This is a genomic window from Bacillus sp. EB106-04-04-XG123, assembly GCF_058791855.1.
The window spans coordinates 43,476-69,610 of sequence record NZ_JBYTDZ010000005.1; the positions used below are offsets into that span (position 1 = coordinate 43,476).

25 protein-coding genes and 1 other annotated feature are annotated in these 26,135 nt (G+C 41.4%); of the genes, 16 read left to right on the plus strand and 9 right to left on the minus strand.

What is annotated here, in order from left to right:
* The first annotated feature begins 11 nt into the window (after positions 1 to 11).
* On the plus strand, positions 12 to 710 hold the full coding sequence (locus tag AC3WTB_RS15220) for an ABC transporter ATP-binding protein (protein ID WP_047203519.1): 699 nt from the start codon (positions 12 to 14) through the stop codon (positions 708 to 710).
* Positions 700 to 2,010 carry an ABC transporter permease gene (locus AC3WTB_RS15225; protein ID WP_039180812.1) on the plus strand — a complete coding sequence of 437 codons (1,311 nt, stop codon included), beginning with the start codon at positions 700 to 702 and terminating at the stop codon, positions 2,008 to 2,010. Before AC3WTB_RS15220 ends, AC3WTB_RS15225 begins: the two co-directional genes overlap by 11 nt.
* Before the next feature lie 59 nt (positions 2,011 to 2,069).
* Here AC3WTB_RS15225 and AC3WTB_RS15230 read toward each other — a convergent pair whose 3' ends face one another.
* Together AC3WTB_RS15230 and ytvA are read right to left on the minus strand one after the other, a co-directional pair.
* Complete coding sequence (locus AC3WTB_RS15230; RefSeq protein ID WP_039180808.1) at positions 2,070 to 2,768, minus strand: sunset domain-containing protein; 699 nt, start codon at positions 2,766 to 2,768, stop codon at positions 2,070 to 2,072.
* 85 nt (positions 2,769 to 2,853) lie between these two features.
* Entirely contained in the window at positions 2,854 to 3,657 is an 804-nt protein-coding gene (gene ytvA / locus AC3WTB_RS15235) for a YtvA family blue-light photoreceptor (protein WP_039180805.1), read from the minus strand.
* A 422-nt stretch (positions 3,658 to 4,079) separates the two neighbouring features.
* Between ytvA and AC3WTB_RS15240 the strand changes: the two genes are divergently transcribed.
* The 6 genes from AC3WTB_RS15240 to AC3WTB_RS15265 all read left to right on the plus strand — a co-directional run bounded on the left by AC3WTB_RS15240 (position 4,080) and on the right by AC3WTB_RS15265 (position 11,684).
* Complete coding sequence (locus AC3WTB_RS15240) at positions 4,080 to 4,409, plus strand: DUF4257 domain-containing protein (protein ID WP_228280384.1); 330 nt, start codon at positions 4,080 to 4,082, stop codon at positions 4,407 to 4,409.
* A gap of 103 nt (positions 4,410 to 4,512) precedes the next feature.
* Positions 4,513 to 4,734, plus strand: a binding site (T-box leader).
* A gap of 97 nt (positions 4,735 to 4,831) precedes the next feature.
* Positions 4,832 to 7,246, plus strand: coding sequence for a leucine--tRNA ligase (gene leuS, locus AC3WTB_RS15245; protein ID WP_492333932.1), 2,415 nt, complete (start codon positions 4,832 to 4,834; stop codon positions 7,244 to 7,246).
* A 130-nt stretch (positions 7,247 to 7,376) separates the two neighbouring features.
* Entirely contained in the window at positions 7,377 to 8,279 is a 903-nt protein-coding gene (locus AC3WTB_RS15250; protein ID WP_039180794.1) for a dienelactone hydrolase family protein, read from the plus strand.
* Positions 8,280 to 8,326: 47 nt separating this feature from the next.
* Entirely contained in the window at positions 8,327 to 9,079 is a 753-nt protein-coding gene (locus tag AC3WTB_RS15255; protein ID WP_047203513.1) for an NAD-dependent epimerase/dehydratase family protein, read from the plus strand.
* Positions 9,080 to 9,298: 219 nt separating this feature from the next.
* On the plus strand, positions 9,299 to 10,159 hold the full coding sequence (locus AC3WTB_RS15260) for a carbohydrate ABC transporter permease (protein ID WP_087976618.1): 861 nt from the start codon (positions 9,299 to 9,301) through the stop codon (positions 10,157 to 10,159).
* A 25-nt stretch (positions 10,160 to 10,184) separates the two neighbouring features.
* The gene (locus AC3WTB_RS15265; RefSeq protein ID WP_039180784.1) at positions 10,185 to 11,684 is read left to right on the plus strand and encodes an extracellular solute-binding protein; all 1,500 of its coding nucleotides are present in this window, start codon (positions 10,185 to 10,187) and stop codon (positions 11,682 to 11,684) included.
* 45 nt (positions 11,685 to 11,729) lie between these two features.
* Here AC3WTB_RS15265 and AC3WTB_RS15270 read toward each other — a convergent pair whose 3' ends face one another.
* Positions 11,730 to 12,572, minus strand: coding sequence for an aldo/keto reductase (locus tag AC3WTB_RS15270; protein WP_180272432.1), 843 nt, complete (start codon positions 12,570 to 12,572; stop codon positions 11,730 to 11,732).
* 10 nt (positions 12,573 to 12,582) lie between these two features.
* Complete coding sequence (locus tag AC3WTB_RS15275) at positions 12,583 to 13,770, minus strand: MFS transporter (protein WP_327842270.1); 1,188 nt, start codon at positions 13,768 to 13,770, stop codon at positions 12,583 to 12,585.
* A gap of 155 nt (positions 13,771 to 13,925) precedes the next feature.
* Here AC3WTB_RS15275 and AC3WTB_RS15280 point away from each other — a divergent pair, with 155 nt between their 5' ends.
* Complete coding sequence (locus tag AC3WTB_RS15280) at positions 13,926 to 14,297, plus strand: winged helix-turn-helix transcriptional regulator (protein ID WP_034322520.1); 372 nt, start codon at positions 13,926 to 13,928, stop codon at positions 14,295 to 14,297.
* Between the two features lie 38 nt (positions 14,298 to 14,335).
* Here the strand turns inward: AC3WTB_RS15280 and AC3WTB_RS15285 are convergent, their stop codons facing one another.
* Complete coding sequence (locus AC3WTB_RS15285; RefSeq protein WP_492333933.1) at positions 14,336 to 16,636, minus strand: helix-turn-helix domain-containing protein; 2,301 nt, start codon at positions 16,634 to 16,636, stop codon at positions 14,336 to 14,338.
* A gap of 231 nt (positions 16,637 to 16,867) precedes the next feature.
* Here AC3WTB_RS15285 and AC3WTB_RS15290 point away from each other — a divergent pair, with 231 nt between their 5' ends.
* The 7 genes from AC3WTB_RS15290 to AC3WTB_RS15320 all read left to right on the plus strand — a co-directional run bounded on the left by AC3WTB_RS15290 (position 16,868) and on the right by AC3WTB_RS15320 (position 22,149).
* A complete protein-coding gene (locus AC3WTB_RS15290) occupies positions 16,868 to 17,833 on the plus strand; it encodes an ABC transporter permease (protein ID WP_047203508.1) in 966 nt (321 codons plus the stop codon).
* A gap of 18 nt (positions 17,834 to 17,851) precedes the next feature.
* Positions 17,852 to 18,964, plus strand: coding sequence for a glycoside hydrolase family 88/105 protein (locus AC3WTB_RS15295; RefSeq protein ID WP_492333934.1), 1,113 nt, complete (start codon positions 17,852 to 17,854; stop codon positions 18,962 to 18,964).
* On the plus strand, positions 18,961 to 19,485 hold the full coding sequence (locus tag AC3WTB_RS15300; protein WP_212040136.1) for a lipoprotein YteS: 525 nt from the start codon (positions 18,961 to 18,963) through the stop codon (positions 19,483 to 19,485). Before AC3WTB_RS15295 ends, AC3WTB_RS15300 begins: the two co-directional genes overlap by 4 nt.
* 17 nt (positions 19,486 to 19,502) lie before the next feature.
* A complete protein-coding gene (locus AC3WTB_RS15305) occupies positions 19,503 to 20,792 on the plus strand; it encodes a Gfo/Idh/MocA family protein (RefSeq protein ID WP_212040135.1) in 1,290 nt (429 codons plus the stop codon).
* A gap of 24 nt (positions 20,793 to 20,816) precedes the next feature.
* Positions 20,817 to 21,500 carry a YesL family protein gene (locus AC3WTB_RS15310; protein ID WP_039180757.1) on the plus strand — a complete coding sequence of 228 codons (684 nt, stop codon included), beginning with the start codon at positions 20,817 to 20,819 and terminating at the stop codon, positions 21,498 to 21,500.
* A gap of 54 nt (positions 21,501 to 21,554) precedes the next feature.
* Complete coding sequence (locus AC3WTB_RS15315) at positions 21,555 to 21,866, plus strand: rhodanese-like domain-containing protein (RefSeq protein ID WP_024424882.1); 312 nt, start codon at positions 21,555 to 21,557, stop codon at positions 21,864 to 21,866.
* Between the two features lie 100 nt (positions 21,867 to 21,966).
* Positions 21,967 to 22,149, plus strand: a complete 183-nt coding sequence (locus AC3WTB_RS15320) for a sporulation protein Cse60 (RefSeq protein ID WP_024424881.1) — start codon at positions 21,967 to 21,969, stop codon at positions 22,147 to 22,149.
* A gap of 45 nt (positions 22,150 to 22,194) precedes the next feature.
* On the opposite strand, the gene AC3WTB_RS15325 is transcribed toward AC3WTB_RS15320, so the two are convergent.
* The 4 genes from AC3WTB_RS15325 to AC3WTB_RS15340 all read right to left on the minus strand — a co-directional run bounded on the left by AC3WTB_RS15325 (position 22,195) and on the right by AC3WTB_RS15340 (position 25,988).
* Positions 22,195 to 22,719, minus strand: coding sequence for a CbrC family protein (locus AC3WTB_RS15325; RefSeq protein ID WP_492333935.1), 525 nt, complete (start codon positions 22,717 to 22,719; stop codon positions 22,195 to 22,197).
* 130 nt (positions 22,720 to 22,849) lie between these two features.
* The gene (opuD, locus tag AC3WTB_RS15330; RefSeq protein WP_126681454.1) at positions 22,850 to 24,382 is read right to left on the minus strand and encodes a glycine betaine transporter OpuD; all 1,533 of its coding nucleotides are present in this window, start codon (positions 24,380 to 24,382) and stop codon (positions 22,850 to 22,852) included.
* 140 nt (positions 24,383 to 24,522) lie between these two features.
* Positions 24,523 to 24,720: a hypothetical protein gene (locus tag AC3WTB_RS15335; RefSeq protein ID WP_099663549.1), complete on the minus strand. Its 198-nt coding sequence runs from the start codon at positions 24,718 to 24,720 to the stop codon at positions 24,523 to 24,525.
* The gene (locus tag AC3WTB_RS15340; RefSeq protein WP_058838208.1) at positions 24,717 to 25,988 is read right to left on the minus strand and encodes a BaiN/RdsA family NAD(P)/FAD-dependent oxidoreductase; all 1,272 of its coding nucleotides are present in this window, start codon (positions 25,986 to 25,988) and stop codon (positions 24,717 to 24,719) included. Before AC3WTB_RS15340 ends, AC3WTB_RS15335 begins: the two co-directional genes overlap by 4 nt.
* Positions 25,989 to 26,135 lie beyond the last annotated feature (147 nt).

Below are 26,135 nucleotides of genomic sequence, written 5' to 3' on the forward strand. Positions count from 1 at the left end.
GGGGAGTAGAGATGATTCAGATTCAAGCATTAGATCATGTATTTAAAATTGGAAAAAAAGGCAGGGAAAATGAAATTCCTGTACTAAAAGGGATTGACCTGTCCATCAAAAGAGGTGAAATTGCTTGTATTGTTGGACGAAGTGGTTCAGGGAAATCGACTTTGTTGAACTTAATATCTGGCTATATTACGCCAACGAGTGGACAAATTACCATTGATGGCACCAATGTGACTGGCTTTAATGAAAAAGAATGGGCAGACTTTCGCTTAGACCACTTTGGCTTTATCTTTCAAAGCTTTCAGTTGATTGGGAGCTTAACAACGTATGAGAATGTTGAACTTCCGCTCACTTTAAAAGGTGTGAAGCCGTCTGAACGAAAAGAGAAAGTAAAAGAAATGCTGAAACGAGTAGGTCTTGAACATCACGCAGGACATTACCCAAATGAGCTGTCAGGCGGACAGCAGCAGCGTGTGAGTATTGCAAGAGCCTTGATTTTAAATCCATCTATTATTTTAGCGGATGAACCAACAGGGAGTCTCGATTCAGAAACTGAAGGAGAAATTCTAGCCTTTATCCAGCAGCTCAATCGTGAAAAAGGAATTACATTCGTCATCATTACACATGACGATGAAGTCGCTTCAATCGCAGACACAACGTTCCAGCTTCACGATGGTGTATTAAAGAAAGGGGAACAATCCATTGAAATTTAGAGATCAGGTCAAATTCATAAGAAGAAACATGAAGAAAAATAGATTGCGTGTGTTTATGACCATTCTTGCGACGACAATGGCATGCTCTTTCTTAATCGTTTTAGCGTCTGTCGGTTTTGGTTTGCAAAAATCAGCTCAAGATGAAATTATGAAGCAGCAAATCATCACAGAAATTAAAGTGTTAGGAAAAGAAAAAGGAGACGTCAAGATTGATGATTTAAAGAAATATGATCATGTAAAATCTGTTGTCTCAAGAACATCGATCATTCCATCGGTTAACGTCGAGCTCGATAACCGTTCAAGTGAAACGCAGGCTGCTTTGACCGATATGAAAGAAGAAAAAGAAGCAGGGCTTGAACTAGACCGAGGAAAAGTCCCAACGTCAGCGAACGAAATTGTGGTTGGGTATCATATGGCGCAGCAACTGTGGACAAAAAAAGAACGCGAAGCCTATGAAAAAGAATTAAATCAGACGTCAAATGGTGAAGAAACACCGAAGGAGCCTAAAGGCTACACGAAGGATATTTTAAATAAAGTGATTCAAATCAAAGTGCCAAAACTAAATGAAGAAAATGAAGTCGTCAAAGAAAAAACATTTGATTTCCGTGTAGTAGGTGTTTTGAAAAAGCCGAATTTGGAGTGGCAGGAGGATCATAAAATTCTGATTCCGAATGCTTATGAAAAAGAATTTGGCCAAATACTCGACCTGTCTCCTGAAGCAGGAAATGTCGAGAAAATGACCTCTGTTTATGCAGATAAATTCGACAATGTCGGTGCACTCACGGATAAACTAACAGATGAAGGCTACCAAGTCATCTCTGTGACGAACCAGCTAGAAGGAATGGCTATGTTCTTTACAGTCTTCAAAATTGGACTTATTTTTGTCGGATGTATTGCAGTCATTATTTCTGCCATCGGTATTTTCAATACGATGACCATGGCGGTAACAGAGCGAACACAAGAGATTGGGATTATGAAAGCCATTGGCGCGAATCCATCCATTATCAAGCGAATGTTCCTAATGGAAAGTGCTTATATTGGAGTCATCGGATCAATCATCGGTATTATCATCTCATATTTGATTAGTTTCGCCGTTAATTTAATCATCCCAGCCATTTTGTCGTCCATGTCTGAGGGAGGATCAAGCGATCAATTCTCGATTACTTTTTCCTATATTCCGCTTAGCCTTGTGATTACAGCAACAGTGATCAGCGCAGGGGTAGCGATCATCTCAGGGCTGAACCCGGCACGTAAGGCAACAAAAACGAATGTATTATCAGCTTTAAGAAGAGAAATCTAAAAAAGAACCTCCTAAAAACCCGATTGGGCGCTCAGGAGGTTCTTTTTAATCAAACATCGCTATTGCTTAGGTGCCCTGTATCCGGCACGCTCTGCTTCTTCTACGGAGCAGAACATTTTGGTTACATTCTTTGTTCTAGAGTAGTATCTGCTGCTTGGTGTGTGATAAATACCGTTGACACTTCCTTTAATGTTACAGGCAGCTGATTCTTTTTTTGTTTCCTTTTGTGATTCATGACCGCCTGTGCTTTTTCCTTCATCTTTAGGAGCAGATCGCTGGACGGTGGAAGACTTCGTATCGCTGCTACTATTCTTGTTTTCTTGTTTAAGTGTTTCATTGCTGGAGGTAAGCTTGTCTATTTTCTCTTCAAGCGATTGAATGGTCTTTTCTTGCTGTTTGACCGTTTCTTTTTCTGAGGTGATCGTTTCTAGCTTTTTTTCCAGCTTTTCTTTTTCCTTCTCCGCGTCTTCTAAAGAGGAGGTAAGCGACTCTTTATCAGCTTTTAAGCTCGAAATGTCAGCTGAGAGCTCCTTTTGGTCCTTTAAAAGCTGTTCGGAAGATGGATCGGCTTGTGCTTTTGGTGAATTTGCAGCAGCAAGCGGTAATGACATAATGGAAAAGAAGAGACCAATGATCAAAAAAGGATAAAATAGTTTCTTTGAAAAAATCAGCTCGTTCTTGCGTTTGAGTAAGAAGAAATTGACGGCATATCCGATGGCAAAACAAACACATAAAAGACCTATGATGAGTAACAACATATCTAACAGCCCCCTAAATTGCTATTTACACCTATCATACCTCATTTTTCCATTTCGGGGAGCGGTTCAACTAAAAAAACCCTGTTTACACAGGGTTTTCAGCTAATGGTAATCCTTTTATGGCTTCTTTTACTGTCAAATAAGTGATCGTATTCTGGAAATCTGTATCGAGGTCTTTCATTTTCATCGCAAGCTGCGGTTTGATTCCAGTGATGATTAGTTCGGTTCCCGTTAGATTGAGAAGATGATGCAGTTTGAAAATGCGTGCTGCGACGGAATCATCGACTTCGATTAAACCAGAAAGGTCGACAATTAAATAATCATCCTTTGAATCATCTAATATACAGGTTAACTTAGCGACAATGGCATCAAAGCGCTCTTCAGATAATTTCCCGATAAGCGGAAGGGCAGATACACCATTTTTGATTGGGACGATTGGCGTCGAAAGAGAGGTGACTTCCTGTAAGGAATCTTCTAGGAGCTGTTCATATTCTTTCTGTTTCGTAATATCCTTTTGAAAACCAATGAAAAATGTTTTGTCATCTTGTTCAATGTATAGAGGATCTATATTGAGTTCATTCCAAAAAAAAGTGCCGTCTTTTTTATAATTTTTTAGCTGTGTGGTAATAGGTGTTTTGTTTTGAATTCCATGACGAATTAAAGCAAGTTGCTTTTGATCCGTGTCTTTTCCTTGAAGGAATCGACAATTACGCCCAAGAATCTCATCTGGTTTGTATCCAGTCATTTGTGTAAAGCCATGATTCACATAAACGATAGGGTTATCCTCTAAGGAAGGGTCTGTAATGACAACACCGATGCGCGCATGATCCAGCGCTTTTTTGATGAGTTCAAGCTGTTTTTGCAAGCCGAAAATGTTCGAGCTGACCATATTACCCTCCTTTGCTGCTATAAGACATATCAAATGGTTGTCTTTTCAACCAAATGAATCCTTATAAACGTAACATAACATATGTTCTGTTTCAACGATTGCAAACGCTTTGTTAAATTTGTCATCATAGTTTGTCCTCCATTAGAATAGAGTAAGTAAGGAGACTTTTCATTAGAAAAAGAAGGAATCAATTACTCAACATTCATAAAATGACAAAAATAGTTAATATGGATTAGGTAAAAATGATTCCAATGCATCAAGATTGTTTTTAGGTCATTCACATATAATGGAAGAAACAAGCTTTTTTTCTTCGTTAGAGAGAATAGACCTTTTACATGGATTATGACGGAACAGCAGAATGGCATTACAGGGGGCTGGACAGCCTGAAGTCGCTTTACTATTCTAAGGGCTTTAGGAAGGTGATGAAAATGCTGCAACAAGTCATTATTGCTTGCGCCATTGGAGGGGTCATGGGCATTCTCGGTCACGTAAAGAAAAAAGGCAGGCTAGAGAAGCCCAGAATGACAAAAAAGTTTATTTACTTAGGGTTTATTGAAGATTGGCTCGTTGGGATGATTGCCGCTACACTGCTTGTCTTATCCTCAAATCCCGAATCTAGTCTGCACTTGATCATCTTATCAATTATTTCAGGTTACGGAGGAGAAGCAGTTCTGCGAAGCTTTGATTTTGTAAGAGATCAGCGTTCACAGGATGCAGACTCCAGCCGTCATAACCGATCTCCACACGAATAATATCCTCTACTTTACCCTAGTCTAGGGTACATTCCCATTGTATACAAACCTGCTTGCACTTATGATCATAATTCTATAAAATACTACTTAGATGACGGTTACGATAAGAACAGTGAAGAGGAGTAGTAGGAAAGCAGTATTTGTCTTTAGAGAATTGACGGCTGGTGAAAGTCAATCAAATCTGCTTCTGAACTCGCCTCAGAGTTGCAGTTGCGTTAAAGCTTCTGTCGCATGTCTGCGTTAAAGATATTAAGTGAGCGTACGAACAGCATGTTACGCTAACAAGGGTGGTACCGCGGGAACCAAAAAATCTCTCGTCCCTTTCCAGGGATGAGGGTTTTTTGTTGATTTTAGAAAAATCTGAATTCTTGCAGTGGTCATCTAAGCAGATAAAGCCGTACATATTAAAGGAGGTTTTCACATTGAGTTTTCAGCATCGGGAAATTGAAAAGAAGTGGCAGGATTATTGGCTGACACATAAAACATTCGCCACATCTGACTCGGAAGATAAACCGAAGTTTTATGCGCTTGATATGTTTCCATATCCATCAGGAGCAGGGCTTCATGTCGGGCACCCTGAGGGCTATACAGCAACGGATATTTTATCACGCATGAAACGTATGCAGGGATATGATGTTCTTCATCCAATGGGATGGGACGCATTTGGTCTCCCGGCAGAACAGTATGCACTTGATACAGGGAATGACCCGGCGGCCTTTACAGAAGAGAACATCAATAACTTCCGCCGCCAAATTCAATCACTAGGGTTCTCGTATGATTGGGATCGAGAAATCAACACGACAGATCCGAATTACTACAAATGGACACAATGGATTTTCTTAAAATTGTACGAAAAAGGATTGGCCTATATCGATGAAGTACCAGTGAACTGGTGCCCAGCGCTTGGCACAGTGCTTGCAAACGAAGAAGTCATTGATGGAAAAAGTGAACGCGGAGGCCATCCTGTTGAAAGACGTCCTATGAAGCAGTGGATGCTAAAGATTACAGCATATGCGGACAGGCTGTTAGAAGATTTAGAGGACATTGATTGGCCTGAAAGCATCAAAGATATGCAGCGTAACTGGATCGGACGCTCTGAAGGTGCGCACGTTCATTTTGAAGTAGAAGGGCATAACGAACAGTTTACGGTTTTTACAACGCGTCCTGATACACTATTTGGTGCAACTTATGCGGTGCTTGCTCCAGAACATGCACTAGTTGAAAAAATTACATCAGCTACTCAAAAAGAAGCAGTCGAAGCATATATCAAAGAAATTCAATCGAAGAGTGATTTAGAGCGGACAGATCTTGCCAAAACGAAAACGGGTATTTTCACAGGGGCATATGCCATCAATCCGTTAAATGGTGAAAAAATGCCGATCTGGATTGCAGATTACGTGTTAGCCACTTATGGAACAGGGGCGATTATGGCCGTACCTGCTCATGATGAACGTGATTATGAATTCGCCAAAACCTTTGATCTTCCAATCAAAGAAGTTGTAGAAGGCGGAGACATCGAAAAAGAAGCCTACACAGGTGATGGAAAGCACATTAACTCTGATTTCCTAAATGGCTTAGGAAAAGAAGAGGCGATTGAAAAAGCGATTGCATGGCTTGAAGAACATCAAAAGGGTGAAAAGAAAGTCACATATCGTTTAAGAGACTGGCTATTCAGCCGTCAGCGCTACTGGGGTGAACCGATTCCAATCATTCATTGGGAAGACGGAACATCTTCAGCTGTTTCAGAGGAAGAGCTTCCACTGATCTTGCCTAAGACGACTGAGATTAAGCCAAGTGGTACAGGTGAATCACCATTGGCCAATATTAAAGACTGGGTTGAGGTTGTAGATCCTGTAACAGGTAAGAAAGGCCGCCGTGAAACGAATACAATGCCGCAATGGGCAGGAAGCTGCTGGTATTTCTTACGTTATATTGATCCTCATAACTCAGAAGAGCTTGCATCTCCTGAGAAGCTGAAGAAATGGCTTCCAGTTGATGTGTATATCGGCGGAGCAGAACACGCTGTACTACATCTTCTATATGCACGCTTCTGGCATAAATTCTTGTATGATATCGGTGTTGTTCCAACAAAAGAACCTTTCATGAAATTGTTCAACCAAGGCATGATTCTTGGGGAAAACAATGAAAAAATGAGTAAATCAAAAGGAAATGTGGTCAACCCGGATGATATCGTAGAATCTCATGGTGCAGATACATTACGACTTTATGAAATGTTCATGGGGCCTTTAGATGCGTCAATTGCTTGGTCTGAAACAGGACTTGATGGTGCTCGTCGTTTCCTTGATCGTGTATGGCGTCTATTTACAAATGAAGATGGCTCACTCAGTGATAAAGTGACAGAGCAATCTGGCGGCGCATTAGAACGCAGCTATCATGAAACCGTCATGAAGGTAACTGATCATTATGAAGGCTTGCGTTTCAATACAGGCATTTCACAATTAATGGTGTTTATCAACGATGCCTATAAGGCTGATACACTGCCGAAAGAATATGCAGAAGGCTTTGTAAAGCTTCTTTCTCCAATTGCACCGCATCTTGCAGAAGAGCTTTGGAATAAACTTGGTCATGAAGGGTCTATTTCTTATGAAGCATGGCCTCAATATGATGAGTCAAAGCTTGTCGACGATGAAGTAGAATTTGTCGTACAGCTTAACGGTAAAGTGAAAGCAAAATTAACCGTTCCTGCTGATGCAACAAGGGAGCAGTTAGAAGAGCTTGCGAAAAATGATGCACGCGTAAAAGAACAGCTTGAAGGGAAAACCATTCGCAAAGTGATTGCGGTTCCTGGGAAGCTTGTCAATATTGTTGCGAACTAATGATGACACCCATCGGTATGAACCGGTGGGTGTTCTTTATTTCCCGGGACATAATTTTGTCGAAAACAAGGTGATTCCTGCATCGGTCTCGTATTTTAACAGGTGATCAAGAAAATGAGGAGTGACGTCAATGGAAAAGGAAAGCAAACGTGAACAACTGCTCAGTCTGTTAGGAGAAATGCCAGAGCGTCATCGCGTGGAGGCTTATACGTTAAAAATGGAGGAACGTGAATCTTATGTAGTGGAAACACTCATTCTCTCCATGAATGGTGTAGAGGAAGTCCCTGCTTATTTCGTGAAACCGAAGGATACGGTGAAAAAAAGACCCGTAGTACTGTTTCAGCACTCTCATGGCGGTAATTATGTCAACGGGAAGGAAGAGCTGTTAGAGGGTGCTCATTATTTGCAAGCGCCTTCATATGCAAAAGAGTTTACGTCAAAAGGATATAGTGTACTGGCCATTGATCATGCAGGGTTTGGTGAGAGAAGGGGAAGAACAGAAAGTGAAATTTTTAAGGAAATGCTTTTAACAGGAAAAGTGATGTGGGGCATGATGCTCTATGAAAGCATGTGTGCGATTGATTATTTGATGTCTCGATCTGATGTACTGGCGGACCGGTTAGCTGTCTTTGGGATGTCAATGGGCGGTCTCCTTTCCTGGTGGACGGCTGCACTTGATGAGAGGGTCAGTGTGTGTATCGATCTTTGCGCACAGGTGGATCATCATACATTAATTGAAACGAACAATTTGGATAGGCATGGCTTTTATTACTATGTACCGAGATTAGCAAAGTATTTTACAGCAGCGGACATTCAAGAAATGATTTTTCCAAGACCGCATTTAAGCTTAGTTGGAAAACTTGATCAGCTCACGCCTGCTGAAGGCGTTGGAAGGATTCAAAAGGTATTGAGTCAAACCTATCAAGCTGCTTCATTGAAAGAACGATATCAGCTTGCCCATCTTCATGCAGGTCATTTTGAAACAGCCGCTATGCGTCACGAGGCGACACGATTTTTGAAAAAGTGGCTGTAATCAAGAAAACGCTTGGACATACTACGTCAAAAGAAAGGAGGAGACAGATGAAAAAAATCACCATCATTGGCGGATGCGGTGTAATTGGACGCCTTTTAACAAAAGCGCTCTCTACTGAGTACAGTGTCACGATTATTGATCTGACGAGCTGTGTAGAAGGAGTCATTTTAGCCGATGCAGCGAATGAACAGAATGTATATGAGGCAATTCCGCGGGATACAGATGTCATCTTGCATCTTCTAAACATTGACATGACGCATGATGTGATGGATCATGAAGAATTTGCAAAAATGACTGATATTTTTTGGAGGAGTACCTATTATATGTTTCGGTCAGCCGCGCGGCTTGGCATACAAAAAGTCATTTTTGCAAGCAGCAACCATGTGACTGATCGTTATGAAGAGGATGGACGCTCCTTACTTGGACGGCAGATTACAACTGACGATGTGCCTGCGACTAAAAATGTCTATGGCATTTTAAAATTTGCTTCCGAACAGTTGGGGCGTTTGTTCCACGATCAAACGGGAATGTCTGTCATCAACTTACGGATTGGAACAGTTGTGACAGATGAGATGAAGGCATTATACAAAAAGCAAAGAACAAAAAGAACACTGCTGTCACATGAGGATCTTGCAGGTATGACAAAGGCAGCGATTGAATCGGATATTCCCTTTGGGACCTATTATGCTGTATCAGAGAATGAAGGAAAGCCATGGTCTACTGAGAAAACGAAGCAGGAGTTAGGCTACAAACCAGATGTCAATACGACGGAAATACTCGAAGAAAATGATCAGGCATAGGGCATAATCATGTCATGAGCTAATGATCTTATTCTTTTGTTTCATGAGCATAAAAGCACGGCTGACATGATCTTTCCAGTTGGACTGTCAAGATGATTATAGACGCTTTCTTCCCCCGTTTGTTACATTTTAATCACGATATCGTCACAGGCTGCAGCTTACTTTCAGTTGAAATGATAACGCTTTCAAAGAAAGGGCGTGATGAACATAGATCGTTCTATTAAAGGCCGATTGTTCAATTTATTTAATTACTCTTTTCTACTCATGTTCGCATTAATATGTGTGCTTCCGTTCATTCATGTCATTGCCGCCTCTTTTGCAACAGTAGAAGAGGTCATCACGAAGAAGTTTATCCTGTTCCCAACGACGTTTTCTTTAGAGGCATATCGATACATTTTTTCTACAGATATTGTGTATCGCAGCCTCATTGTGTCCATTCTTGTAACGCTTGTTGGAACAGCTGTCAGCATGTTTTTGTCCTCGCTTATGGCATACGGGCTGTCTCGCCAGGAGCTAAAAGGCCGGAGAACACTGATGTTTCTCGTTGTCTTCACGATGCTGTTTAGCGGAGGTATGATTCCGACGTTTATTGTGGTGAAAACACTTGGTCTGCTTGATACGTATTGGTCACTTATTTTACCGGTTGCAATCAATGCGTTCAATTTAATCATTTTGAAAAACTTTTTTCAAAACATACCGGCAAGTCTTGAGGAATCAGCGAAGATGGACGGCTGTAACGATTTAGGGATTTTCTTTAAAATTGTGCTGCCACTTTCTTTGCCAGCCATTGCAACCATTTCACTTTTTTATGCCGTGACGTATTGGAATACGTATATGACCGCCATTCTGTATTTAAATGATTCAGTGAAATGGCCGATTCAGGTGCTGCTGAGACAGATTGTCATTGTCTCAAGCGGAATGCAGGGAGATATGTCGGATATGGGCTCATCCACACCACCGCCAGACCAAACGATTAAAATGGCTGTCATTGTTGTGGCGACCATTCCGGTTCTGCTTGTCTATCCATTTATTCAAAAGCATTTCAACAAAGGGGCATTACTAGGTTCTGTAAAGGGTTAAAATGATGGAACAACGGAGGGATCTTATGGGGAGAAAGAAATTATGGCTGATTGCGTTTGTCCTGTTATTTGCAGCAAGTGGTATTTTGTCAGCATGTTCAAGTAAAGGGGCAAACTCATCAGATGAGAAGGTTGATTTAGACAAAAAGGTAAAGCTGACATGGATGGCAATTTTATATCATCAGCAGCCGCCGAAGGATTCCGTTTTAAAAGAGATTGAGAAGCTCACAAATACAGAGCTTGATATTACATGGGTGCCTGATGCTGTGAAGGAAGATCGGTTAAATTCCGCACTTGCAGCAGGGAATTTGCCGCAAATTGTGACGATTCAAGACATTAAAAATTCGTCTGCGATTAATGCGTTCAGATCAGGCATGTTCTGGGAAGTCGGTCCGTATTTAAAGGATTATCCAAATTTAAGTAAGATGAACGAACTGATTAATAAAAACGCCTCTATAGACGGCAAGCTTTATGGCATCTATAGAGAAAGACCACTTTCAAGACAAGGGATTGTCATTCGAAAGGATTGGCTTGAAAATTTAAATTTGGATACACCAAAAACATTGGATGATCTATATGAAGTAGCCAAAGCCTTTACTGAAAAAGACCCGAATCAAAACGGAAAAGCGGATACAATTGGCTTTACGGATCGGAACGATTTAATTTATGGAGCATTTAAAACACTTGGTTCATATGAAGGTATGCCTACAGACTGGAAAGAAGAAAACGGGAAATTCACGCCAGACTTTATGACAGATGAATATATGAATACAATGAAATACATGAAAAAGCTGCGTGATAATGGCTATATCAACAAAGACTTCCCAGTGACAAGCAAAACACAGCAGCAGGAATTATTCTCACAAGGAAAAGCAGGCATCTATGTTGGAAATATGGTAGATGCCGTGAACCTGCGAGATGATGCGACAGATAAAAACATGAAAGTAGATATTATCAACCGAATCAAAGGCCCAGATGGCAAAGAACGTGTGTGGGCATCAGGTGGTCATAATGGCATCTTCGCATTCCCTAAAACAAGCGTGAAATCAGAGGCAGAATTAAAGCGGATTTTGGCCTTCTTTGACCGCATTGCTGAAGAAGATGTGTATGGTCTCATGACGTACGGTATCGATGGCCAGCATTATAAGAAAGAAGAAGGAAATACATTTGTCAGGGAAGAAAGCCAAGTGAAAGGCTGGCAGACAGATGTCCAGCCACTTGTCAGTCTTGTAGGAATTGATAAACGTTACTTGAAAAATAAAGGGGATGCAGTTCGTTCTAAATATGAAGAGCTAGAAGAAGACAATAAAAACATCATCGTTGCCAATCCTGCTGAAAGCCTGTATTCAGAAACAGCATCAGAGCGTGGAAACGAATTGAAGAAAATCATCGATGATGCGACGTATAAGTTCATTCTTGGAGACATCAGTGAAGATCAATTTCAGAAAGATGTAGAGAAATGGAAATCAAATGGTGGGAATAAAATCATAGAAGAATATGAGGCTTCCTTTAAAAAATCAAAATGATCAATAGGAACACCCCCGCAAAGCAAAAAAGCGGGGGTGTTTTGATTAAAAGTCGAAGTTGTCTGGATCTGGACCGATACGTTTGTTTTCATTTAAGTCAGAAAGACGTTTCATATCCTCATCAGTTAAGACAAAATCAAATATATCAGCGTTTTCTTTTAAACGATGTGCTTTCGTTGATTTTGGGATGGTGATGACACCTTTTTGTACATCCCAGCGCAAAATAATTTGAGCAGGTGTTTTACTGTACGTGTCTGCCAGCTCTGTGATCAGCGGGTGATGCAGCAGTTCACCCTGCATCAGCGGTGACCAAGCTTCCATTTGAATGCCATGAGAGTTCAAATACGTATAGAGTGTTTCCTGCGTTAGCTTTGGATGAAATTCTACTTGATTGATAGCTGGTTTGATCTCTGCATCTTTTAATAGCTCGTCTAAGTGATGCGGCTGGAAGTTGCTCACTCCGATGGCTCTGACCTTTCCTTCACGATACAAGGTTTCCAGTGCACGCCAAGCTTCTTTGTATTTTCCTTCAACTGGCCAATGAATTAAATACAGATCAAGGTAGTCAAGCTGAAGTTTTTTCAAGCTTTCTTCGTATGCATGAAGGGTAGATTCATATCCTAAATCGGCATTCCACACTTTTGATGTGACAAAAATGTCCTCGCGGCGCAGTCCTGTTTCTGCTAAACCAAGCTGTATGCCTCGTCCAACACCTTCTTCATTTCCATAAATAGCTGCTGTATCAATACTGCGATAGCCTAATTGAATGGCTGTTTTGACAGCATCAACTAATTCTGCTCCATCTTCCACCTTGAATACACCAAGGCCAAAGCCTGGCATGCGGACTCCATTGTTTAATGTTTTTGTACTTTGTAAATGTTCCATAATAAAAACTCCTTTAGTTGGTTTGTATTTGTTCTTTTTGTTCCATTTGATAACTGATCATCGTAAGAATGGCTGCGATGAGGACCATGATGCCGCCGACCCAGCCTGTATGCACAAGACCAAGTGAATCTGTCACGATGCCGCCTAAAAATGAGCCAATGGCAATACCGGCATTAAAGGCAGCGATATTCATAGCAGATGCGACGTCGACTGCTCCAGGGGTGTATCTTTCGGCAAAATCAACGACGGCTACTTGCAGTCCAGGTACATTCATGAAAGCAAACAGACCCATCAGCATGACGGTTCCAATGCCTAATACTGTGAATCCTGCAGTGAAGCTAAGGATAAACAAGATGATGCTTTGGATAATAAACATATAGATCAGTGCTTTCATTGGCTGTGCATTAGCAGCTTTTCCGCCAATGACATTTCCAGCTGCGATCGTGATGCCGTATAAAAGCAGGATCAACGCCACAGCCCCAGGCGCAAGACCTGTGACATGCTGCAAGAGAGGAGATAAATATGTGAAGACGACAAAGGTTCCTCCGTACCCTGTGGCTGTAATGACAAATAAAAGCAAGATTCTTTTTGTTTTTAATAAGACAGCTTGATCTTTAAAAGATGTTTTCACACCCTGCTTTAATTGAGACGGAACAAGAAAATAGTTGGATATCAGTGCGATCAGACCAATGATCACAATTACACCAAATGATGTCCGCCAGCCGAACTCATGACCAAGAAATGTCCCGAATGGCACACCTGTCACAGTCGCTACTGTTAAACCAGTGAACATAAAGGCAATGGCGCTTGCCCGTTTTTCTTTCACGACAAGGCTTGCAGCAATCGTAGAGCCAATGGACATGAAGATTCCATGGGACAAGGCTGAAATCACCCGGCCGATTAACAGCACTGAAAAAGTCGGGGCAATGGTGGCAAGTGTATTACCAACCAAAAAGACGAGCATAATGAGCAAAAGCAATGTCTTTCTTTTCATCGTGGAAGTAAGGGAAGTCAATATAGGCGCACCAAATGTCACACCAAGTGCATATAAAGAGACAGTCCAGCCCGCCTGACTGACGCTCACTCCAAAGTCCTCTGAGATCATTGGCAAAAGACCGACACTAATGAACTCAGTTGTTCCTATAGCAAAAGCACTAATCGCTAGTGCGAGCAGAGCAAAATGGTTTTGCTTGTTCTTCATCAGTAAGTTCACATCCTTCTGTGATGACATTTTGATAGACGAAGCCGATCGGCAAGAGTTATTATCTAACATAGATGACGAAAAAAAAAGTACGTACTTTTTTGTAATATAGGTACTAAAAAGTGCCTGTTCGTACAAAGAGGAGTGAATATTCGATGGAAAAGAAAAAATATAATATCTCTGTGGAAGCAACGCTTGATGTCATAGGCGGGAAGTGGAAGTGTGTGATTTTATGTCATTTGACACACGGGAAAAAACGTACGAGCGAATTGAAGCGGCTTATGCCAAACATCACACAAAAAATGCTGACGCAGCAGCTACGAGAGCTTGAAAGTGATGGCGTCATTAACCGGATTGTCTATGAACAGGTGCCGCCTAAAGTGGAATATGAATTAAGTGAATACGGACAGTCACTCGAAAGAATTCTCAATGCGCTATGCGATTGGGGAGCAGCTCATATTGAACGTGTGTATGGAGAGCCGCTTTCAGTGCTGGAAGACAGCATCTTAAATGAACAGTTTAAATAAAAGAGCCCCGCTTTCGTGTGAGAGCGGGACTCTTTGTCTTACGTGCCTTTTTTCTGGTCACGGTATTTACCAGGAGTTGTGCCTTCCAACTTTTTAAAGGATCGGATGAAATTTTGCGGGTTTTTATATTTCAGTTTTTCCGAAATTTCTTTGACGGACATATCGGTTTCTACAAGCCAGTTTTTAGCGACATGGTGTCTGTAGGAAGAGAGATATTCACTAAAGGAGATATCCATTTCCTTTCTGAAAATACTGCTTAAATAATTGGGATTGTAATGCAGGCGTGTGGCGATTTCATCCAAGGTGAGATCTGAGTCGAATTCTTGATGAATAATATGAATGATTTTTTCTGAGATGTTTTTGTATTGTGAGTCTTCACGTGCAGCAAGCTGGTCAATAATTGGCCGGATGATCTCATGTTTCAGCCATGCTTCTGTATCTTCAAAGGTTTTAAATTCAAAAATCGTATCATAGAGCATTTTGTTGTCTTCTACCTCAAATAATTCAATACCCAGCAAATGCATCAGCTCAATTAAATTGTTTAAAAAACGAGCGAGGGCGATCTGGTATTCGTGCGGTCCTGCATTTTTAGAGAAAATGGATTGCAGGAGCACATGTAAATAGTGATCCGCTTTGCCTTGATCGCCAGCTTTCACCGCATCAAATAAATCATGCTGCAGCTGCTTTGGAAAATGGGTTTTGAACGTCTTTCCTTGCTGGATATGCTCATATAAGATAATGGATTTTTTCTCTGCTTTGAGTCTGTATTTTAAGGCTTCTTTTCCTTCAATGTAAGCGTGTTTTGCCATCGTAAGCTCCTTAAACTGGCGGCTGATCCCAATGCTGATCGATAAACCGAGCTCTTCTTCGATACGCTGCTGAATGGTTTCTGCTAATTGATTTAAATATTCAGTAAACTCTTCGTCTGATTTTGAGTGGTTAAGGATAATCGTTGTTTGATGTTCATTGACAACGGTTGGCTGAAGGTGTTCCTCTTGCGGAATAATCTGCTCGATCAGTCCATTGATCGCAAATAAAAGCAAATCAGCATCTTTTTTTTCATAAGGTGTTCCTTTTAACGTATCGATTTGAGTCACAAGCATGGACAAATGAGACCAGCCCTGGGGAAAGCCTAAGCTTTGGAACCGATTGTTTACTTCTTCATCTGTCAGCTTTCCAAGCAGCAGCCGTACCATAAAGTATTGCTGTAAGTGTGTCACTTGCTGCTCAATCCGTTCCTCTAAATCATTGTTTTGATCTTTCATTTGTTTAATACTTGATTCAATCAACTCAAATTCATTTTGAAAAGGCTGTTTTTGCAAAAATGATTCATTGCGTGCAAATGACTCGTATAATAAGCGGATTGGTTTATAAAAGTGTCTGGAACCAAACCATGAAAATAGTAATGAAAGCGCTAACAAAATAGTGCAGATAATAAAGGTAATCCACCCGATTGATTTCGTTTGCTGCTTAAGTTCTGGAATAGAAACAAAGGATAGGTACGTCCATTCATTATAATCTGATTTTTGAAATGTGATTTGATAGTTGAGTTCGTCGATCTTCATATCAAATTGTCCTGATCGTTTTTCAAGTGAGAGCACATGCTTGACGAAATCTTGATGTTTCAGCGATTCACCAATTTGTTCTTTGCGATTATGTAGCAGCACTTTTCCGTTTGTATCGATAACAAACATGCTATCTGATTGAGAGAAGTCAGGCATGTTATCAGCAATCACGCAGCTTGGAATGCTGGCGACAGCGATTCCCTTTTTTTGAACGCTGTTCATAGGCAGTTGTTTGATTAAATTCACATTGTATTTGCAAAAGGATGCTTTACCTTCTTTAGTCGCAACAAGTGGATTATTCTCTTCAAGTGCCCAGCTGGAGTGACTTGGTATATTGAGGTAAGAGGTCAGCGCTTTTTCTTGGTCTTCGCTTGTAACATGATAAAGCCCCGAATTGTTCATGTACCAGTCTTCCATTTTACTGACGAGTGTAATATTGGAAAGGTCGGTGTCAAAGGTTTGCAGGTAGTTCAGTTCCTGCTGTACTTGATTATAAAGCTGGAATTGGTCTGGATTTAAAGGTTCTGCCAGTGTTTGAAGGAGAGGTGGCGAACTGACATAGTGAGTGAGAGAATGATCAACCGTTTTTAAAATATGCTCAATATTGGATTGCGTTTGTTTGACGCTGTCGAGCTTTTCATTTGAGATATTTTCAAGTGCTGTTTTTTGCGAATGCTGATAAGAAAAAATACCGACAATGATAACAGGAATCGTACTAAGTATGAAAAAAAACGTCACAAGCTTGTAATAAAATTTATACTGCCTTCTTTTCATAAAACCCCCCATTTCAAACGAAACAATCTTTTCCCCTTAATTTATTAATCCAAAAATCTGGTAGGTTTGTCAATAATCATTTTCTGAGATTAGGATCATTTTCTTATGTTTTATGTAACGTTTTGAGTAGCTTCACCTATGAAAATATGATCTGTTGATATGATTGTAGACGGATTTTTCATCCTTAAGATACAGTTAACACATGCATCAGCATGAGGGGAGGCTTTATCAATGAAAACAGAGGATGTCACTGCCAAGGGTGTGCCTGCGGCAGCTTTGAAAAACGAAAAAAGAAAGCGCTTACTTAATCAACTGCTTAGTCAAAAGTTTTTGTATTTAATGATTTTGCCGGGGCTCATTTATTTTCTTGTTTTTAAATATGTGCCAATGTGGGGGCTCATCATTGCCTTTCAAGATTACCAGCCGTTTCTCGGTATTCTTGGCAGTGAGTGGGTTGGCTTCAAACACTTTATTCGCTTGTTTACAGAACCAACATTTTTCATCTTATTAAAAAATACGCTGATTTTATTTGCCATGAATGTTGTGATTTTCTTTCCAATTCCGATCTTATTAGCCCTTCTTTTAAATGAAGTGAGATTGGCATTGTTTAAGAAATTTGTACAGACGATGATTTATATCCCTCACTTCATGTCATGGGTCATTGTCGTGTCCTTATCTTTTGTTTTGTTAACAGTAGATGGCGGGTTAATTAATGAATTGATTGCTTTCTTTGGAGGGGAAAAGATTAACTTCCTTCTTAGTCAGGAATGGTTTAGACCGATGTACATTTTACAGGTGATTTGGCGGGAAGCAGGCTGGTCGACGATCATTTACCTTGCGGCGATTACAGCGGTAGATCCGCAGCTATATGAAGCAGCAAAAATGGATGGTGCGGGGAGATTGAGACAAATGTGGCACATCACACTTCCTGCCATCAAAAGTGTCATTGTCGTTCTGCTTATTTTGAAAATTGGTGATACGCTTGAGCTTGGCTTTGAGCATGTCTATCTATTACTGAACGCAACGAACCGGGAAGTAGCGGAGATTTTTGATACGTACGTTTATACAGCAGGTCTTAAGCAAGGACAATTCAGCTATAGTACCGCTGTTGGTTTATTTAAAGCAGCCGTTGGACTTATTTTGGTCATGCTGGCAAACCGTTTAGCGAAGAAATTCGGGGAAGAAGGTATTTATTAAAAAGGGAGATGAGGAAGAATGACATTATCGATTGAAAAGGGATCACCGCTTGAGCATGCAGAGAAATTAGCACAAACCATTATGAAAGCGTATACACCGATTGAGCTGCCGCCAGCTGGAAGGTGGCATTATCATCAAGGGGTTTTCCTTTGCGGCGTTATGAAGCTATATGAGGCAACAGGGAACGAGGCTTATTTCGATTATGTGAAAAACTATGCGGACTCACTTATTGATGAGTACGGAAATCTATTATTTCGCAGGGATGAGCTTGATGCCATACAAGCAGGGCTCATTTTATTCCCTCTTTACGAACGAACGAGAGAAAAGCGGTATGTGCTCGCAGCGGAGAAGCTGCGCGGACTTTATCGTACGCTAAACCGCACGTCTGAGGGCGGATTTTGGCATAAAGATAATTATGCTTATCAAATGTGGCTCGATGGTCTCTACATGGGCGGTCCTTTTGCCTTAAAGTATGCTCAGCTTAAAGGTGAAGAGTCACTTGTGGAAATGGTCATCCATCAAGAGCATCTCATGAGAAAGCATACGAAAGATGAACAAACAGGTCTATATTATCACGCGTGGGATGAACGAAAAACGATGCCATGGGCTGATCAAAAGACCGGCTGTTCCCCAGAGTTTTGGGCAAGATCGTTTGGCTGGTATGTCCTTGCATTAGCAGATATGATCGAAGACCTGCCCGAGCAACATGAAAGGCGGAAAGTGTGGAAGGAAACACTGACAGACATGCTGGAAAGTGTGGCAAAGTACCAGGATCAAACGACAGGTCTCTGGCATCAAATCATTGATAAAGGAGATCACAGTGACAATTGGCTTGAAAGCTCGGGATCGTGTTTATTCATGTACGCCATGGCAAAGGCGATGAATGAAGGGTATGTGGGACTCCGTTATGTTGATCATGTGGTCAAAGCATATCAAGGCTTGATTCAGCATAAGACGGATGAGAAAGAAAATGGTGATTTTACCATCAACGATATTTGTATTGGAACATCTGCGGGATTTTATGATTATTACGTTGGAAGAGAGCGGAGCACAAATGACTTGCACGGGGCAGGCGCTTTTATTATGGCGTTAACTGAGCTAGAAAAGCTGTCTGTTTTTCAAAAGGCATGAGAAGGCAAAAAAGAGCCGTCGTATGGCTCATCAGTTTCATCGCTGCCTTTTGTTTATCTGCCTGTCAGGGGAAAACAAACGGTATCGATGTCCTGATTTTTTCTGATATGTCAAAAGGAATGAAGGATCAATTAGCGGAGAAGGCTTTTCAGCCGGAACAAGAGACTTATAGCGTCCACATCTTTCCGGCGGTTCCTGAAAAGCTTCTTGTTGAAATTACCTCAAAAGAGGGGGACGTGATGCTTGTCCCAGAAGAAATGTTTAGAACGTATGATGATCCTGAAAGCTTTCAGCTGCTGGAAGAGATGGAAATAGGCGATCAAGCAGCAGGACCATATACGGTCGAGGACAAAAAGATAGGGAAAACGGTCGATTATGCGGTACAAATCAATAAAGGAACGAAAAAACTCAACGGTTATACCTTTCAATTACATCGAGATATGGTCGCTTTTATTCCCGTGTATGCTGACAAGACGAAAGAGGCGCTATCTCTTATGAAACAGCTTCGTGAAAACCAATAGAAAATGGGGTGAGGAATGTGAAACGGGTCGTGATTTGCGGGCTGAGTCATCGTGCGTTCAATATGTTTATTCGACCGCTTACAGAGGATTTCAATGAGCAGTATAAGATTACAGGGCTCCTAGATATAGATGATCAGCGGTATACACTTTGTCAGGAGCGTTTTCCATCACTCCGGGGCGTTTCGTTTTTTCATGAAGATGCATTTGATCAGATGGTCAAGAAAGCAAAACCAGATATCGTCATTGTGGCAGGCAGGGATGATACACATGTCACGTATATCATGCAGGCACTTGACCATGATCTAGATGTCATCACCGAAAAGCCGATGGTGACAACAGCAAAAGACGCCAAAAAAGTGATGGAAAAAGAGGCGGAAAGTAAAGGAAAGGTCACGGTCACCTTTAATTATCGCTACAATCCCTTCCATCGAAAGATAAAAGAACTGATTCTAGACGGGAAAATTGGAAGGGTCACATCCGTTGAACTGAGCTGGCTGATTGATACGTATCATGGTGCTAGTTATTTCAAAAGGTGGAACCGTACACGTCAATTCTCTGGCGGACTGTCTATTCATAAGTCGACGCATCATTTTGATCTGGTCAACTGGTGGATTGATCAAAAGCCGAAGCAAGTATTTGCCTACGGGGCGCTGAACTATTACGGCAGCGAAAGCCCTTGGAATCCCTTGCACGGGGAGGAAAATAGATTTTGCGGAACATGTCATGTGAAGGATATCTGTCATTATGAAGCAAGGTGGAATCCGCGGGTTGAGCGCTCGAAGGTGGAGGACGACCATATTGAATCCGGTCAGGAGCAAACGCAGCAGTACTCAAATTATCGCCCGGATGCGTGCATTTTTGATCAGGAAATTGATATTGAGGATACATATGTGGCGTCAGTCGCTTATGATCAAGGGGCTCTGCTCAGCTATTCGATTCAATTCTCCGCCCCATATGAAGGCTATCGTCTGGCTATTAATGGGACGAAGGGGCGTATTGAAACAAATGAGTTTCATGTGCCATCAAGAATTCCTTTTCAATTCCCAGAACAAACAATTTCTTATTACCCGATGTTTGGATCAAAGGAGACAATTGAAGTCGTCAAGCAGCCAGGCGGACATGGCGGAGGAGATCCTCTGCTTTTGGCTGATTTATTTATAGGAAAAGATCCATTGATTCACTACGACATTTTAGCAGGTGCAGAGGCTGGTGCTTATTCGATTGCTCTTGGAGAAGGCATGTGGCGATCTGCCGCAGAAAAACGCCCAATTGAAATTGATGAATTGTTTCATAAAGAGAAGGTTTAAAGAGAAAGAGAGGAGGGGAAAGAGATGGATCATGATGGTTCAATGAGCAGAATGCTGAGGATGTGTGAGTGGGTGATGAGACTCGCCTATACGAATTTGTTATGGCTTTTGTTCACTATCCTAGGGCTTGGGATCTTTGGCTTGATGCCTGCGACTACTGCGTTATTTTCCGTGATGAGAAAGTGGATACAAGGGCATGAGCAGGTCAATGTATTCCGCACTTTTTGGAAGGTATACCGGGAGGAGTTTGTCCGCTCTAACATGATTGGAGTGGTGCTGTTCATCATTGGAACGATTATTTATGTCGACCTTGCTTATATTTATCCGACGAGCTGGTCCCTACATGTGCTTCGCTTTGCTATATATATTTTTGGTTTTCTGTTTATTGTGAGCTTATTTTATATTTTTCCGCTGCTTGCTCATTATGATTGGAAAAAACGTCTCTATCTGAAATTCTCTCTTCTGCTGGGTGTGTCATATTTGCAATATACACTCTCTATGCTTGTTTTCTCGGCTGTGCTGTTTGTTCTGTTTGCTTATTTACCGGGAATCGTGCCATTTTTTAGTGTGAGCATACTTGCCTACGGTCATATGTGGCTGGCCTATCAAGTCTTTAAAAAGGTAGAGTTTGAAAGTGAGCACGAGACAGCCGAAGTGAAGAAGCTGCTGCCGTCTTTCCTTCAATCGAAGCGGGTGAATACGCAGTGAAGTGAACCATCTGCTATAATGGTGTCACCGTGATGAAAAGGAGAGATGAGACTCGTGTCAGTGAAAGAAATTTCAATAGAAGAATTAAAACAAAAGCTTGAGCAGGAAGACGCCATTCAGCTTGTCGATGTACGTGAGGATGAAGAGGTAGCAGAAGGGATGATCCCGGAAGCGATCCACATTCGAATGGGAGATATCCCTGAGAAGCTGGATGCATTCGATCAAACGCAGGAATATTATATTATTTGCCGCTCTGGTAAACGTAGTGAAAATGTCTGCTATTACCTAGAAGATCAAGGCTACCAAGCGACCAATGTTGTTGGTGGGATGCTTGCTTGGACAGGAGAAACAAAACCGAAGCTGTAAACAGAAGGCCTTTCATCGATAGGATGAAAGGTTTTTTTGTTCATATGCCTCTCTCTATGTGCATAAAGATAGAGTAGCGAGAGAAGGGAGAGTGGCATAGGTGCTAAAGGTAGCTGTATTTGATGAAGAGCATGAGAAAGATTTGCAGAGTGAAATCAATCATTTTTTAAAAGGAATGGATGACGACCAAATCATTGACATCAAGTACAATGTAGCGGTGATCTGTGAGCAGGGAGGGGAACAGCTCTACTGTTTTTCTGCACTCATTTTATATAAAAAATAGACGGTTTCAAAAAAAGGACCTGCTTGAAGGGTCCTTTTTCTTTGGTTAGCTGGCGTCAATATATAAACGGTGCTTGTTGCAGTGAACACATTGGAAGAGGTAGCCTTGTAAGTCTCCTCCGTTGACGAGCCATTGCTTTAGGTTTTCTTTCGTCAATCCTTCGCCGCTGCAAATGTCTTCGATATCCTCGGCGAGTTCTTCCTCTAGATGTTCAATCTCCTTCCAGCCGACATACTGGACGATTGCGCAAAAATCTCCGCAATGACTTAACCAATATTCCTGCTGCCATCCGCGGTACCCTGGCGTTCTGAAGATCAGCTCATCGATATATTCCTCTTGATCGACGTCATCACAGCTCGCATCATCTTGAAAGGTTCCATTGTATTTTTTAGCCGCTGATCCATCTTTAATGCACCAAGGACAAATTCCCTCCACATCTTCAACAGCATAAAAAGGGCCATGGTACACATAATCTCTTTCTTTCTGACAAACAGGACATGTCGTATGCTCTTTTTTAATCACGTTTAACAAAACTGGATCTGGGTTGTACTTGAACGTAGGTAACGTCATATAAACCTCCATTATGTAGAATGTGATGATTCAACACTATTTTAAAGGAATCCTCAAGCTCCAGACAATCTTAAATTGTGTATATAGAAAAAAGCCGTTCGGATGAGGAACGGCTTTTTCTTGCTTGCGATTATGCTTTTTTTACTCTTGGACTTCTTGGTTTATTGACTTGATTGGCTTGTTTGATGATTCTTCGTTCATCATTTAGTGATTTATACAGCGAGACAATCATCAATATGATGACAACGGAGAACGGCAAGGCTGCGAGCTTGGCTGTATTTTGCAAGGCTTCGAGTCCCCCTGAAAATAAAAGTACAGCAGCAACAGCAGATTGGATAATGCCCCAGCTGACTTTGACACTGCCAGAAGGATTCAATGACCCGTAGGTTGTCTGCATTCCAAGCACAAATGTAGCTGAATCAGCCGATGTAATAAAGAATACGGCGATTAATATGAGTGCTAGTATCGATGTAATCATCGCCAGCGGATATTCATTAAGCACACCGAAGAGCATCGTTTCAGTTGATAGACCTGCTACATCGACAATATTCTTTTGCTGTAAGTCCATTGCAGATACACCGAAAATCGAGAACCATAGGAAAACTAGGATAGAAGGAGCGACTAAGACACCCACTAAAAATTCGCGAATCGTTCGCCCGCGTGACACTCTAGCGATAAAGATCCCGACAAATGGTGCCCAAGAAATCCACCATGCCCAATAAAAGATCGTCCATCCATTAATCCATTCTCTCTTTTCAGGATCATTAGGAGATAGACGGAAGCTCATTTGAACGATATTGGATAAGTATTGTCCAATCGAGTCAGTAAATGAATTTAAGATAAAAACAGTTGGACCTACCAAAAGTAAGAAAAACATCAGAACAGCTGCTAATACCATGTTGATATTACTTAAGTATTTAATGCCTTTTCCAATTCCGCTCAAAGCAGATGCAAGGAAAAGCACCGTCACAATGATAATAATGATCAATTGTGTGCTAAAGGCAATTGGAATATGAAAAAGATAATTCAACCCACCGTTTATTTGTGCTGCACCTAATCCTAGGCTTGTCGCAACACCAACTACAGTTGCAAATACCGCAATACAATCGATGGTTTTTCCGATCCATCCATTCGTTTTATTTCCTAAAACAGGCTGCAGCGTTGCACTGATTAAGCCAGGTGCATCTTTTCTAAATTTAAAGTAAGCAATGCAAAGTGCAACAATGGCATAAATCGCCCATGCATGAAGCCCCCAGTGGAAAAATGTATAGCGAAGGGAATCGCGGAAGGCCTGTGCAGTTTCAGTATCCCCTGTTGGTGACTGAATAGCATAGTGGCTGATCGGTTCAGCTGCTCCGTAAAAAACAAGACCAATTCCCATACCGGCACTAAATAGCATAGCAAACCAAGAAAATAGACCAAATTCAGGCTCTTCCCCCGGTTTTCCTAGCGTAATCTTACCGATTGGGCTAAAGATAAAGAATAGACAAAAGCCGACAAGCAGTGATACCACTAACAAGTAATACCAGCCAAAGTCATTTGTAATGTATGTTTGAATTTGATCTGTGACATTTTGCAATGTGTCTGGAGAAAACGCTCCCCACATCACGGCAACAAATGTGATCGCAATCACAATCCAAAATACACTTGATACGTTTTTCACACCATCTCACTCTCCTGTTGTTCTACACGTTTAAGCAGAGGACTTAGCTTAATATCCCCTAACTCAACTTATTTCAAACAAAAAGAGGCGAGCTTCTCACTCGACCTCTACTTTACCGTAACATGTTTTGCTTCCATTTATCAACTATCGATATGGGAAGACGATTTTTCCTCAATTCGTTTGCGAAGACGGTAGACATATTCTTTTAAACATACAGCGAAAATGGTAAACACCAAAACAATAGCGATTTTTAACGGGGAAATCGACAGCTTCAAGAAAACAGCGGCTGTCAAACTAATAACGACCGCAAGAACAATCGGTAGTGCACGTCTGATCATTGAACTCTCTCCTTTGCTTCTAGTGCAGCATTCATGCCGGCAAGCCTGCCTGTCACAAGTGCTGACGTGATATTGTAGCCGCCTGTATAGCCATGGATGTCTAGAATTTCTCCGCAGAAATAAAGACCGGGCATTTTTTTAGACGCCATTTTCTTCGGTTCAATTTCCTTCACAGAAACGCCGCCTCCTGTCACGAACGCTTTGTCCAAGGATAGTGTACCATTTGCATGCACAATAAAATGTTTGCAATCATGGGCAAATGCACGCAGTTTATCCTTGGCTAGACCAGAGAATGTGTCTTGTGGATCAATACCGTTCCGTTCTAATAGAAACAATAAATAGCGTTCTTGCATCCAAGACTTGAGGACATTTTTAATGGCTTTCTTCGGTTCATCTTTTAGGTCACGATGAAGCTTTTGGAACAGCTCCTCGTCATTCAGCTTCGGATATAAGTCAATTTGCAGGCGGACTGCCGGCTGCTTTTTCAATTCTTTCACAACAAATCCGCTGCATCTAAGAACAGCTGGACCCGATAAACCAAAGTGAGTAAAGATCATATCCATGACATGTGTGACGACGGGTTTCCCTTTTTTATTTAAAACACTGACAGCCACACTTCTTAAAGAAAGACCTTGAAGCACTTTTTCTTTAATAAATCGTTCATCTGATGTGACCGGTACCTCTGTTGGGAAAAGCTCTGTAATGGTATGACCTGCTGCTTCTGCCCATGCATAGCCGTCACCAGTAGAGCCGGTATGCGGTACACTTTTTCCGCCGACAGCAATGACGACAGCCTTACTTGAAATTTTTTCATCATTATTCGTAACAATTCCAGCTGCTTGTCCGTCTTGATACAGAACCGTTTTAATCTTTTCGTTCGTTCGAATGGTGACATTGAGGGCGCGGAGCCTGTCTAGAAGGGCATCCACAACAGATTGTGCTTTGTTTGATACAGGGAACATACGTCCATGGTCTTCTTCTTTTAGTTCAATGCCAAGGTTTTCAAAAAATGAAATAATATCCTCGTTGTTGAACTCAGAAAATGCACTATATAGAAAACGGCCGTTTCCGGGAATATGCTTGATGATTTCTTCTACTGGAAGGCGATTGGTGACGTTACACCGTCCGCCGCCAGAAATGGCCAGCTTTCTGCCAAGTTTGTTTCCTTTGTCAATTAACAGAACAGTAGCGCCATGCTCTGCTGATGCAATCGCGGCCATCAGTCCAGAAGGTCCGCCGCCAATGACAATGACATCATAATGTTTCATGTTACATTCCTCTTTCTACTTTCAGTCATTTTTCTATTATAACGAAGATTAGGGAAGGCTGAAATATGAATTGATTGGTTTTGTGACTTCAGTATTGGATTTGTTACCTGTGTGTTGAATTGATGTGGTAAAATAGTTAAGTTGAAT

What these genes read in the sequence shown, in the direction of transcription:
- AC3WTB_RS15220 (WP_047203519.1), top strand. Translation starts at nt 12, where the DNA reads ATGATTCAGATTCAAGCATTAGATCATGTATTTAAAATTGGAAAAAAA.
- AC3WTB_RS15230 (WP_039180808.1), bottom strand. Translation starts at nt 2,768, where the DNA reads ATGTTGTTACTCATCATAGGTCTTTTATGTGTTTGTTTTGCCATCGGA.
- ytvA (WP_039180805.1), bottom strand. Translation starts at nt 3,657, where the DNA reads ATGGTCAGCTCGAACATTTTCGGCTTGCAAAAACAGCTTGAACTCATC.
- AC3WTB_RS15240 (WP_228280384.1), top strand. Translation starts at nt 4,080, where the DNA reads ATGAAAATGCTGCAACAAGTCATTATTGCTTGCGCCATTGGAGGGGTC.
- AC3WTB_RS15250 (WP_039180794.1), top strand. Translation starts at nt 7,377, where the DNA reads ATGGAAAAGGAAAGCAAACGTGAACAACTGCTCAGTCTGTTAGGAGAA.
- AC3WTB_RS15255 (WP_047203513.1), top strand. Translation starts at nt 8,327, where the DNA reads ATGAAAAAAATCACCATCATTGGCGGATGCGGTGTAATTGGACGCCTT.
- AC3WTB_RS15265 (WP_039180784.1), top strand. Translation starts at nt 10,185, where the DNA reads ATGGGGAGAAAGAAATTATGGCTGATTGCGTTTGTCCTGTTATTTGCA.
- AC3WTB_RS15275 (WP_327842270.1), bottom strand. Translation starts at nt 13,770, where the DNA reads ATGAAGAACAAGCAAAACCATTTTGCTCTGCTCGCACTAGCGATTAGT.
- AC3WTB_RS15280 (WP_034322520.1), top strand. Translation starts at nt 13,926, where the DNA reads ATGGAAAAGAAAAAATATAATATCTCTGTGGAAGCAACGCTTGATGTC.
- AC3WTB_RS15285 (WP_492333933.1), bottom strand. Translation starts at nt 16,636, where the DNA reads ATGAAAAGAAGGCAGTATAAATTTTATTACAAGCTTGTGACGTTTTTT.
- AC3WTB_RS15290 (WP_047203508.1), top strand. Translation starts at nt 16,868, where the DNA reads ATGAAAACAGAGGATGTCACTGCCAAGGGTGTGCCTGCGGCAGCTTTG.
- AC3WTB_RS15295 (WP_492333934.1), top strand. Translation starts at nt 17,852, where the DNA reads ATGACATTATCGATTGAAAAGGGATCACCGCTTGAGCATGCAGAGAAA.
- AC3WTB_RS15300 (WP_212040136.1), top strand. Translation starts at nt 18,961, where the DNA reads ATGAGAAGGCAAAAAAGAGCCGTCGTATGGCTCATCAGTTTCATCGCT.
- AC3WTB_RS15310 (WP_039180757.1), top strand. Translation starts at nt 20,817, where the DNA reads ATGGATCATGATGGTTCAATGAGCAGAATGCTGAGGATGTGTGAGTGG.
- AC3WTB_RS15325 (WP_492333935.1), bottom strand. Translation starts at nt 22,719, where the DNA reads ATGACGTTACCTACGTTCAAGTACAACCCAGATCCAGTTTTGTTAAAC.
- AC3WTB_RS15335 (WP_099663549.1), bottom strand. Translation starts at nt 24,720, where the DNA reads ATGATCAGACGTGCACTACCGATTGTTCTTGCGGTCGTTATTAGTTTG.
- AC3WTB_RS15340 (WP_058838208.1), bottom strand. Translation starts at nt 25,988, where the DNA reads ATGAAACATTATGATGTCATTGTCATTGGCGGCGGACCTTCTGGACTG.